General features: G+C 72.7%; 10 protein-coding genes. 1 reads left to right on the forward strand and 9 read right to left on the reverse strand.

Annotated features, from left to right (window positions below):
- Positions 1 to 82: 82 nt before the first annotated feature.
- The 6 genes from DZG00_RS07275 to DZG00_RS07300 all read right to left on the reverse strand — a co-directional run bounded on the left by DZG00_RS07275 (position 83) and on the right by DZG00_RS07300 (position 6053).
- Positions 83 to 1138, reverse strand: coding sequence for an ABC transporter substrate-binding protein (locus tag DZG00_RS07275; protein ID WP_119381986.1), 1056 nt, complete (start codon positions 1136 to 1138; stop codon positions 83 to 85).
- A gap of 120 nt (positions 1139 to 1258) precedes the next feature.
- Positions 1259 to 2278, reverse strand: a complete 1020-nt coding sequence (locus DZG00_RS07280) for a LacI family DNA-binding transcriptional regulator (RefSeq protein WP_233550094.1) — start codon at positions 2276 to 2278, stop codon at positions 1259 to 1261.
- A 126-nt stretch (positions 2279 to 2404) separates the two neighbouring features.
- A complete protein-coding gene (locus DZG00_RS07285) occupies positions 2405 to 2866 on the reverse strand; it encodes a nuclear transport factor 2 family protein (RefSeq protein ID WP_119382145.1) in 462 nt (153 codons plus the stop codon).
- 48 nt (positions 2867 to 2914) lie between these two features.
- A complete protein-coding gene (locus tag DZG00_RS07290; RefSeq protein ID WP_233549069.1) occupies positions 2915 to 3823 on the reverse strand; it encodes a carbohydrate ABC transporter permease in 909 nt (302 codons plus the stop codon).
- The gene (locus DZG00_RS07295; protein WP_233549070.1) at positions 3820 to 4770 is read right to left on the reverse strand and encodes a carbohydrate ABC transporter permease; all 951 of its coding nucleotides are present in this window, start codon (positions 4768 to 4770) and stop codon (positions 3820 to 3822) included. The genes DZG00_RS07290 and DZG00_RS07295 overlap by 4 nt, the downstream gene beginning before the upstream one ends.
- The gene (locus DZG00_RS07300) at positions 4767 to 6053 is read right to left on the reverse strand and encodes an ABC transporter substrate-binding protein (protein ID WP_119382146.1); all 1287 of its coding nucleotides are present in this window, start codon (positions 6051 to 6053) and stop codon (positions 4767 to 4769) included. The genes DZG00_RS07295 and DZG00_RS07300 overlap by 4 nt, the downstream gene beginning before the upstream one ends.
- Positions 6054 to 6258: 205 nt before the next feature.
- On the opposite strand from DZG00_RS07300, the gene DZG00_RS07305 reads away from it, so the two are divergent.
- A complete protein-coding gene (locus DZG00_RS07305) occupies positions 6259 to 8619 on the forward strand; it encodes a beta-L-arabinofuranosidase domain-containing protein (RefSeq protein ID WP_158587796.1) in 2361 nt (786 codons plus the stop codon).
- Between the two features lie 60 nt (positions 8620 to 8679).
- On the opposite strand, the gene DZG00_RS07310 is transcribed toward DZG00_RS07305, so the two are convergent.
- From DZG00_RS07310 to DZG00_RS07320, 3 genes are all read right to left on the reverse strand, one after another.
- On the reverse strand, positions 8680 to 9252 hold the full coding sequence (locus tag DZG00_RS07310) for an NADPH-dependent FMN reductase (RefSeq protein WP_119383044.1): 573 nt from the start codon (positions 9250 to 9252) through the stop codon (positions 8680 to 8682).
- Between the two features lie 67 nt (positions 9253 to 9319).
- Positions 9320 to 10303, reverse strand: a complete 984-nt coding sequence (locus tag DZG00_RS07315) for a PDDEXK nuclease domain-containing protein (RefSeq protein WP_119383045.1) — start codon at positions 10301 to 10303, stop codon at positions 9320 to 9322.
- 94 nt (positions 10304 to 10397) lie between these two features.
- A partial coding sequence (locus DZG00_RS07320) for a beta-galactosidase small subunit (RefSeq protein WP_233550095.1) occupies positions 10398 to 11260 on the reverse strand: 863 nt, incomplete at its 5' end.

The following is an 11260-nucleotide window of genomic DNA, read 5'->3' on the forward strand; positions in this document are numbered from 1 at the left end:
AGCAGCACCACCCGGAGGGCGTGCGGCAGGGCGCGCACCCGCGCGGCGGCGGACGCGAACGGGGCCCGCTGCGCCGCGGCGCTCAGAGCTCCGCCCCGCGCGCGTCCCACCAGGCCCGGATCTTCTCGAGCCCGTCCACGAACCGGATGGACGGGTTCATCTCGGCGCCGTGGAGCGCCACCATGCGGTCCTCCGTGACGGCCGTGAGGTCGCGCGTGAGCGGGTCGGACCTCAGGAAGTCGATCTTGTCCTGCAGCTTGTCGCCCGGGAACCGGTTCCGCTGCAGGTCGCCGAGCACGAGGATGTCCGGGTCCCGGTCGACCACGGTCTCCCATCCGGTGGCGATGAAGTCGTCGCGCACCTCGGGGAAGGACTCCGTGGCGCCGACCTCGCGGGACAGGAGCGCCGTGGCCCCGAACCCCCCGCTCATGTAGGGCGTCTTCGTGTCGGCGAACCAGTACATGACCTTCGCGCCGCCGAGGTCCATGCCGTCGGTGGCCGCGGCCGCGCGCTGCTGGAGGGAGGAGACGAGCGCCTCGCCGCGGTCCTCCACGTCGAACACCTCCGCCATCTCGCGGATCTCCTGGTACAGCGCGTCGATCGTGAGCGGCGTGGTGCGCTGGCCGCCGCCGTTGATGCTGATGTCGGAGTCGCAGTCGGTGGGCGAGAGGTAGGAGGGGATGCCCGTCTCGTCGAGGCGGTCGCGCGTGACCACGCCGCCGGTGCCGTAGTGCCGGCCGAAGGACGCGGTGACGAAGTCGGGATCCGCGCCCATGAGCACCTCGTAGGTGGGCGCGTTGTCGGCGAGGCGCGGCACCTCCGCGTTCGCGTCGGCGAGCGAGTCGAGCACCGGATCCGTCCACGACGCCGTTCCGACCATGCGGTCCTGCAGCCCGAGCGACAGCAGGATCTCGGTCGAGTCCTGGTCGAGCGACACCACGCGCTGCGGCGCCTGGTCGACCGTGACCTCGTGCCCGCAGTTCTGCAGCGTGAGCGGGTACGCGGTGGATCCCTCCCCCGCCTCGGCGACGGGCGCGGCCGGGACCTCCTCGGAGGCCCCGCATCCGGTGAGGGCGACGAGCGCGAGGCCCGTGACGGCGACGGCGGTGAGGCGGACGAGGGCGCGAGCGCGGGGCATGGGTCTCCTGGGGTCGAGGCCGGCGGTGACCCGGCGGGGAGCCCGGGCCGCGGGTAAGCATAGCCTTACCTCACCCGCGGGCTCGACCGGCTTCCCCGGCGTGAGCGCGCGGGCCCCGCGTCAGCGCCCGCGCGCCACCGTCGACCCGCGCACGAGCAGCTCGAAGCCCATGGTCTCGGTGCGGAACGCGCCCGCGTCGGCGCCGCGCTCGATCCGCTCGGCGAGCATCTCGACCGCCCGGCGCGCGATGGCGCGGCGGCCCGGCGAGACCGTGGTGAGCGGCGGCTGCGCGAAGCGGGAGTCGGCCGTGTCGTCGAGGCCAGCGACGGCCACGTCCTCGGGCACGCGGAGGCCGCGCTCCTGCAGCATCCACTGGGCGCCGAGCGCGAGCGAGTCGTTGAAGCCGAAGACCGCGTCGAGCTCGACGCCGTCATCGAGCAGGCGGGCCATCGCGGCGGCGCCGGACTCGCGGCGCCAGGGGCCGGGATCCACCTGGAGGCGCGGGTCGACGGGGATGCCGGCCGCGGCGAGCGCGTCCTCCGCGCCGCGCTGCCGGAGCGCGGATCCCGACGGCTCGTCCGCGTCGCGCACGCCGATGAGCGCGATCCGGCGCCTGCCCGTCTCGACGAGGTGCGCGACCGCGGCGCGCGCGGCGTCGCGGTCGGCGATGAGCACCTGGTCGGCGAGGCCCTCGAGGAAGCGCTGGCCGATCATCACGAGCGGCACGTTCAGGTCGATGAGGCCCGCGTCCTCCTGGTGCAGCGCGAGCGGCTCGTAGATCACGCCGTCGAGCACCTGCCGGTGCAGGCCCGAGAGCGCGCCGATCTCGCGGTCGCGCCGCCCGGCCGTGGTCTCGACGAGCACGCTGAGGCCGAGCTCGTCGGCCGCGTCGATCACGTCCTGCGCGAGCGGCGCCAGGTACGCGCTGTCGAGCTCGGGGATCACGAGCGCGATCATGCGCGAGCGGCCGGATCGCAGGTTCCTGGCCGAGACGTTCATCCGGTATCCGAGCTCGGCGACGGCCGCCTCGATGCGCGCGCGCGTCTCGTCGCGCATGTACGGGTAGCCGTTGAAGAAGTTGCTGACGGTCTTGATGGAGACGCCCGCGGCCTTCGCGACGTCGCTCATCGTGGCCGCCATGCGCTCCCCCTCGTGTCGCACTCGATCGCCGACCCTCGGCGGGCCGGCGCGCACAGCGCCCAGCCTCGCACGCCGGGCGCCAGGGCTCGGGCGACGGAGCCGCCGCCGCCGCCGCTCGGACGATCGTCAGCCGCCGTCGAACCTCAAGCGCGTCTCGCTCTCGTCCGGCCGGGGATCGATGTCGTATCCGAGGGCGTGCCGGCGGGCGATGAGCCACTGCCCGTCGACGCGGCGGTACTCGTCCCGGTAGGTCCCGCCCTTCCTCACCCACCGACCGGAACGCAGGCGCACGGTGGTGGCGACGTCGCACTCGCCGCGGGCATCGTCGCCGTCGATCCAGACGGTGTGGTTGGTGGTCCAGTGGACGTACTGCGGGAACGTGGCCCACTGCGCCTGGACCACCCGTGCGATCGCGACATGGCCCTCGTGCCCCGCGTCGTCGCCGACCTGCCACACCGCGTCCGGCGCCCACACCGCGAGGAACCGGTCGAGATCGCGCTCGTCCGCACCGTGGCAGTACTCCGCCGCCAGGCGACGGATCGCGAGCTCGCTCTCGATGCGGTCCACGCGCGTATCCAGGTCGGTCATCGGCCCACCCTGTCACGGATGCGACGACCGCAGCCGGCCACGACGGCCCTACTTCACGGCGCCGCTGATGAGGCCGGCCACGTAGTAGCGCTGCAGCAGCAGGTAGAGCACGACGCACGGCAGCACCGTGACGGCGACGCCCGTCTGCATCAGACCCCAGTCGACCGAGTTGTTCTGGCCCGCCGAGAGGATGTTGAGGCTCACCGGCAGCGTGTAGAGGCTCTGGTCGGTGATGAGGATCAGCGTCGCGAAGAAGTCGTTCCACGCCGAGAAGAAGGTGAGGAGCGCGGTCGACACGATGCCGGGGATCGCGATGGGCAGCATCACCCGGCGCATCGCCTGCAGCGGCGTGTTCCCGTCGATGAGCGCCGCCTCCTCGAGGCTCGCGGGCACCGCGGCGAACGAGTTCCGCATGAGGAAGATCCCGAACGGCAGGTTGAAGGTGGCCAGCACGAGCGCGAGGCCGACGAGGCTGTTGTCGAGGTCGAGCTCGATGAGCGTCAGGAACAGCGGCGTGATGATCGCCTGGAACGGGATCATGAACGTGATCAGCACCACGAAGAACACCACGTCGCTCCCCCGGAACGGCAGGCGCGCGAACGCGTAGCCGGCCAGGGTCGAGACCACGATCGTGATCGCCGTCACCAGCAGCGACACGAAGACGCTGTTGCGGAGGCTCGTCACGAGGTCGAGCCCGCCGGTCGGCGTGAGGAGCCGCTGCACGTTGCCGAAGCCGATCGAGCCGTCCTGCGCGGTGAGCGCGGTGCCGAGCATGATCCCGAGCGGGTAGAGGAAGAGGAGCGCGACGCAGCCGCACGCGACGTACCAGGCGAGGCGCGGCATGGAGGCGCGGACGGCGCCGAGGCCGCGGGCGTCGCGGCTGCGCACCTCGCGATGCGGGGACGCGCCGTCGGCGGGGGCGGAGGATGCGGGGCGGGCGGGGGCCTGTGTGCTCATGAGTGGTCCGAGTTCCGGAGGAGCAGCATCTGGGCTGCGCTGACGAGGCCGAGGACGACCATGAGGATGATGGAGAGCGCGGCCCCGTAGCCGAGGTCGAGCCGGATGAACGAGGAGCGGTAGATCTCGTAGACCGCCGTGATGGTGCCGTTGTCGGGCCCGCCCGCGGTCATGATGTAGAACTGGTCGAACGCCAGCAGGGATCCGGCCACGCTGAACACCAGCACGAGCGCGAGCGTCGGCCGCAGCAGCGGCAGCGTGATGTAGAAGAACCGCTGCCAGCGCGTGGATCCGTCCACCTCCGCCGCCTCGTTCACCTCCTGCGGGATCGACTGGAAGCCGGAGAGCAGGAGCAGCATCTGCAGCCCCGCGGACTTCCACGCGACCATGCTCACGACCACGAGGAACGCGGTCACCTGCCCGCCGAACATGTTGGTCGACACGTCGAGCAGGCCGATCCCGGCGAGCGCCTTCATCGTCGGCCCGATCACCGGCTGCCACATGAAGAGGAAGAGGTAGCTCGCGGAGGCGAGGCCGACGACCACGGGCAGGAAGAAGATCGACTGGAAGATCCGCGCCGTGCGGGTGCGCCGCTGGATGAGCAGCACCAGCACGAGGCCGATCACGAGCAGCACCGGGGTGACGATCGCCGTGTAGACCAGCGTGAACCCGACCGCCTCGAGGAACGCGGCGTCCTGGAACGCCTCGACGTAGTTGGCGAGCCCGGTGAAGGCGCGGTTGCCGAGCAGCGGCCAGGTGTACGTGCTCATCGCGATGGTGCGCATCAGCGGCCAGATGAAGAACGTCACGAGCATCACGAGGGCGGGCAGCACCAGGAGGATCCCGGTGCGGCGCCGCCTCCTCGCCATGCCGCCGCGGCCGCGCACCGCGTTGCGGGCCGGGGACGCGACGGCGCCCTCCAGCCGGGTGATCACGGGTGCGGTCACTTCTCGTCCTCCTCGACGTAGACGACGGAGTCGAGGATGCGCTGCGCCTCGGCCTGGGCCTCGCGCTGCGCCTCCGGGATCCCGCCGCCGAACACGGACTGCGAGATCAGGTTGACCCAGACCCCGTTGTTGTCGTTGAACAGCTCGTTCTCGACCGGGCTGAACGGCACGTGGCCGACCCGGAGCGCGTCCGCGAAGACGGCGTAGCGCGGATCCTGCGGCACGTAGACCTCGTCGAGGAGGTCGGTGCGGATGGGCACGACCGACTGCTCGGCGAGGATCGTCTGCGCCTGTTCGCCCGTGGCCCACTCGACGAACTCCCACGCCGCGTCGACGTTCCGCGACCCCTCGAGGATGGTGAGGGTGTCGCCGCCGCCGAAGGACGCAGATCCGCCGTCCTTCCCGGGCAGCGGGGTGACCCCGAAGTCGACCGTCCCGCCCGCGACGAGCGAGCCCATGGTGGCGGTGCCGTCGGCGATCATGCCGACCGTGCCCTGCTGGAACGCGGTCGCGGTGTTCGGGCCGGCGTCGGTGCGGGCGAGCGACGGCATGCTGCCGTCGGTCCACATCCCGCGCATCAGCTCGAGCGCCTCCGTGACCTCCGGGCTGTCGAGCGTGGCCGTGCGGCCGTCGTCCGACAGCACGTCGCCGCCGCCTCCCCAGATGAGCGGCGTGAAGCCGAAGATGAGGCAGCCGCCGCACGCGCCGGGGATGGAGTAGCCGTAGGTGCTGCCGCCGAGCGCGGTGATCGCCTTCGCGGCGGCGCGGATCTCCGCGTGCGTCGACGGCGGATCCTCCGGGTCGAGCCCGGCCTCGGCGAAGAGCGTCTTGTTGTAGAAGAGCACCGACGCGTCGCCCGTGAACGGCACGGCGTAGGTGCGGTCGTCGAACACCGAGACGGACGCGTGCGCGGGGCTGAAGTCGTCGGCGTAGCCGAGCGCGTCGACGCGGTCGGTGATGTCGACCAGCGCGCCGGCCTGCGCGAAGTACGGCGTGAAGACGAGGTCGAGCGCGGCCACGTCCGGCGGATCGCCGCCCGCGATGGAGGTCGCGAGCTTCTGCACGTAGCTGGGCGACGGCACGAGCGTGATCTCGACCTGCGTCTCGTGCGTGGCGTTGTACGCCTCGGCGAGCGGCTCGACGAGCGCCTTCTCGTAGTCGCGGATCCAGAGCGTGACGGTGCCGTCGTCGGCGTCGCCCGCTCCCGCGGAGCATCCGGTGAGCGCGAGGCCCGTGATCATGAGGGTCGCCGCGGCGCCCAGCCTCGTCGTGGTCCGCTTCATCGCGCTCCTCGTGTCCGTGACGTGTCGGCCCCGAGGGGCTCGGCCGGAGGGCCGCACGCGCCGCCATGGCGCCTTCTACATCGTTGTACTAGATTATGTGCATCGATGTACTGCCCGTCAAGGGCATGCGTGCTGCCCCTCGAGGGCGGGTCGATCCGGGCACGGCACCGCCGCCGCGCCCGCACCCCGAGAGCCGAGGATCCCGATGACCGCACTCCCCGCCGCCGCGCATGCCGCCGTGATCGCCGCCGTCCAGGGCTTCCCGCTCTCCGCCGTCCGCCTCGGCGACGGACCGCTCCGGCACGCGCAGCTGACCGACGTCGAGTACGTGCTGCGCATGGATCCCGACCGACTGCTCGCGCCCTACCTCCGGGAGGCGGGGCTCGACTCCCCCGTGCCGAGCTACGGCAGCTGGGAGTCGATCGGGCTCGACGGCCACATCGGCGGCCACCACCTCTCCGCGCTCGCGCAGCTGCACGCCGCCACGGGCGACCCGCGCCTCCTGCCGCGGCTCGAGCACATGCTCGACGTCCTCGAGCGCTGCCAGGACGCGGCCGGCGACGGCTGGCTCGGCGGCGTGCCCGACGGGCGCGAGTTCGGCCGCATCATCGCGGAGGGCCGGATCGAGGCGGACACCTTCGACCTCGAGGGCAGGTGGGTGCCGCTCTACAACCTGCACAAGACGCTCGGCGGGCTGCTCGACGCGCACGAGCACACGGGATCCGCCCGCGCTCTGCGGCTGGCCGAGGGCATGGCCGACTGGTGGCTCGGCGTCTCCGCGCACCTCGACGACGACGCGTTCGAGGGGATGCTCGCGACCGAGCACGGCGGGATGTGCGACGCGTTCGCGACGCTCGCGGGGATCACGGGCCGCGCCGACCTGCTCGCCGAGGCGCGCCGGTTCGCGCAGCGCGCCCTCGTGGATGCGCTCGCCGCCGGCCGCGACGAGCTCGACGGGCTCGACGGGCTGCACGCCAACACGCAGATCCCGAAGGTCATCGGCCTCGAGCGCCTCGGCCGCATGACGGGCGACGCGCGCCTGCTCGCGGCCTCCGACGCGTTCTGGGACTCGGTCGTGCACCGCCGCAGCGTCGTGATCGGCGGCAACAGCGTGCGTGAGCACTTCCACCCGTCGCGCGACTTCGCGCCCATGGTGCTCGACGAGCAGGGCCCGGAGACCTGCAACAGCTACAACATGCTCGAGCTCGCGCGGCTGCGGTTCGAGCGCATGGGGGATGCGGCGATCCTCGACCAGGTCGAGCGCACGACGCTCGGCCACGTCCTCTCCACGCAGCACCCCGAGCACGGCGGGCTCGTCTACTTCACCTCGCTCCGGCCCGCGCACCACCGCGTGTACTCGGTGGCGGAGGAGTCGATGTGGTGCTGCGTCGGCACCGGGATGGAGAACCACGCGCGCTACGGCGAGCAGGTGTTCGCGCACGCGGGCGACGACGCGCTGCTGGTGGACCTGTACGTGCCGGCCGAGCTGGACTGGGCCGAGCGCGGGATCCGGGCGCGGATCGACGGCGACGTGGCGCGGGACGGGCGGGTGACGGTGGCCGTCGAGGCCGACGCGGAGGCCGAGCTCGAGCTCCGGCTGCGGCGGCCCGGGTGGGCGACGTCGATGGAGGTGGAGGTCGACGGCGATCCGGTGGCCGTGGTGCCCGGTGCCGCGTACGCGTCGGTCCGCCGCACGTGGTCGGGCACGACCGTCGTGACCGTGCGCCTGGGCATGGAGGTGCGCGCGGAGGGCCTGCCCGACGGATCCGCGTGGACCTCGTTCCGGTACGGCCCCGTCGCGCTCGCCTCGCGCGACGGGCGGGACGGGATCGCGGGATCGCTCGCGGAGGACTCGCGCATGGGCCACGTGACGCCCGCGCCGAAGGTGCCGCTGGAGCGGACGCCCGTGATCACGGCGGACGACCCCGCCGATGCCGTGACGCTCGTCGACCGTTCCGCGCTCGCGTTCCGGCTCGACGCGTGGCGGGACGGCGAGCGGGTGCAGGTCGCGCTCGAGCCGTTCGCGGGGATCCACGACGAGCGGCACACGCTGGTCTGGCCCACGGGCGCGGACCCCGTCGCGCGCGTCGCCGAGCTGCGCGCGATGGACGCGGCCGGGACCGACGACGACGTGGTCGACGAGGTGATCGCGGGCGAGCAGCAGCCCGAGGTGGACCACGGCTTCCGCGGCGAGGGCACGCGCGCGGGCGGCGCCGACGGCGTGCACTGGCGGAGCGCGACCGGCTGGTTCTCCTACGAGCTGCGGGATCCCGCCGGCACGGCGACCGTCGTGCGCGTGCGGCTGCGGCGCGAGGCGGGCGAGGCGGGCGAGGCGTTGGCCGACGGGCCGCCGGCCGCCACCGTCGGCCAGTCGATCCGAGTCGGCTGCGTCGAGGCGGAGGCGGATCCGCGCGAGCCCGGCGGCGAGGCCGACGACGACGCGCTCGACGTGCGGATCACCGACGCCATGCGCGCCGGATCCCCCGCAGGCGCGATCGCGGTGTCGGTGCACGCGGTGCCGGGCGGGCGCACGCGGGACGTGCTCGGGATCCAGCTCCGCCGCTGAGCCGGCGACGACGCGGGGCCCGGACGATGCGCCCGGGCCCCGCGTCGTGCATCGCGTCCGCTACGCGGAGACGGCCTGCAGGTTGCGCTCGATGTGCGCGTGGAACGCCCGCAGCCAGGTGAGGAGGAACTCCTCGGTGCCCTGGTTCGAGATCTCGCCCTCGAAGGAGATGAGGCCCTCGGTGGTCTGGATGTACGCCTCGGGCTGCGACAGCTCGGGCGACGCGAGGAACGACAGGATGCTGCGGAGGTGCTGCTGCGCGACGGCCGTGCCGACCGCGCCGATGGACGTGCCGATGACCGCGCTGGGCTTGCCCTGGAACGCGTTCTCGCCGTAGGGGCGGCTCGCGAAGTCGAGCGCGTTCTTCAGCACGCCGGGCACCGAGCGGTTGTACTCGGGCGTGACGATCATGATCGCGTCGGCGTCCGCGATGGCGGCCTTGAACTCGTTCGCGACCTCGGGGTAGTCGCCGTCCATGTCCGCGCTGTAGAAGGGCAGCGGCTGGATCGGGATCTCGGTGAGCTCGAGGCCGGCCTGCGCGCCGAGGCGCTTCAGCGCGAGCGACAGGGCCCGGTTGATGGAGGTGGACGACAGGCTGCCGACGAGGTAGCCGACGCGGTACGTGGTGCTCATGTGGTGCTCCTTCTCGCACGGATCACTTCCATGCGTGCGCATGGAGCATAGCGTCGGAGCATGGGCGTCACCCGGGCGTCCGACGCTCGCGCGGATCCCGGACAGCCCGGGCGAGCACGGCCTCGGATGGCAGGGCGGCTCGCTCGGCCTCGGGCAGGAGGTCGTAGCTGGACACGGCGACCGGCGCTCGCTGCCCGGCCAGCGAGTACCGCACCACCGCATCCGTCTTCCCCGCCACGAGCAGCAGGCCCACGGTGTCCGCGTGGTGTGGCCGGCGCAGCCGATCGTCGACCAGCGCGACGTAGAAGCCGAGCTGCCCGAGCTGCTCCGGACGGAACCGGCCCGTCTTCAGCTCGATGACGACGTAGCGCAGCTGCTCGACGTGGAAGAACAGGAGGTCGACATGGAAGTCGTCACCATCGACCTCGAAGTGCACCTGCCTGCCGACGAACGCGAACCCCTCGCCGAGCTCCCGCAGGGTGTCGATGATGCGGTCGACGAGCGCCCGCTCGAGCTCGCGTTCCGCCGCGTCGCCGTCGACGGCCAGGAAGTCGAGCACGTAGGGGTCCTTCGTCAGCTGACGTGCGAGGTCCGACTGCTCGGCGCCCAGTGCCCGGTCGAAGTTCGTGGGAGCGCTCGCCGACCTCTCGTGGAGCCGCGTCCGGATGTGGTGCTCGAGGACGTTCCGGGACCAACCGTGCTCGAGGCTGCGGGAGGCGTACCAATCACGATCCGCTTGCGCATCCAGGCGCTCGACGAGGGTGACGACGTGGCCCCACGGCAATAGTGCAACGGATCGTTGCACTTTCGCCTCATCGGGCCACGCGCGCGCGAGCGCGCGCATGTAGAAGAGGTTCCTGGCGGAGAAACCCCTCATGTCGGGGAACTCGCGACGAAGGTCGTCCGCCACCCGCGTCATGACGGCGCTGCCCCACCGATGGCGCTGCACGTGCCTATTCAGCGTCGCCCCGATCCTCCAGTACAGCAGCACGAGTTCGGTGTTGACCCGGCGCTGCGCGACGAGCCGCGCTGATCGGACGCTTCCCTTCAGATCGCGGAGCGCCTCGTCGTAACCGGCGACGGAGAGAGCGGGATCGGTGACCGTGCACGCAGTGAAGCGCCGACCACCGACATCGGCCGCCGGGCTACCCCAGCAGCACCTCCCACGTGCGCAGCGACGGCCAGAGCGCGTGGCGCGGGAGCACGTCGGGGCCGCACGCGCGGGATCCGAGGCCGTGCTGGGCGTCGTCGAGGAAGAGGTGCAGGCCGTCGGGGGCCGGCAGCTCGTGCGGGTGGCCGACGTCGGTCATCTGCTGCGGGGTCCAGCGGGAGAGCTGGAAGCCGGCTCGGTGGCCCGCGGCATCGGGCACGGTCGTGACGGTGAGCGGGGTCGCGGATCCGTCGCCGATCACCAGCGAGCGCAGCCCCGGCCGGTGGCCCGTCTCCTGCGGGCGGGCGTAGGCGACGGCGAGCCCGTCGACGCTCGACGCGAACCGGCCGACGCGCACGGCCGTGCGGCTGTCGGGGTAGGACTCCCCCGGCCCCGTGCCGTGCCAGGCGACCGGGTGCTCGGCGAGCGCGCCGGGCAGGTCGATCCGCACGCCGACCCGCGGCCAGGTGCAGTCCCAGACGCCGAACGGCACGACCTCGGTCGCGAGCAGGAGCCCGCGGTCGGTCGCGGTCCAGCGGAAGGCGACGTCGACGCCCGCGCCCGAGTGCGCGGCCTGCACGCGCACGCGCCGCTCCAGGCCGCCGGCCGTGCGGGTGATCCCGAGCAGCCGGTGGGTGAGCCGGTGCAGGCCGCGCTCGCGCCAGCGGTCCGCCGACGGCGGCGTCTCCTCGGCGCCGCGTCCGCCGGTGAGCTCCGGCTCGGCCAGCTCGTAGGATCCCTGGCCCGCCCCGCGGTCGTTCTCGGTGGGCGCGCGCCACAGCTCGAGCCGCGGACCGCGCACCGGCACGCCGCCCCACGCGACGAGGTCGCCGCGCGCGTCGAAGGTCCCGACGCCCA

It is taken from the genome of Clavibacter lycopersici, from assembly GCF_003576405.1.
Lineage (GTDB): Bacteria > Actinomycetota > Actinomycetes > Actinomycetales > Microbacteriaceae > Clavibacter > Clavibacter lycopersici.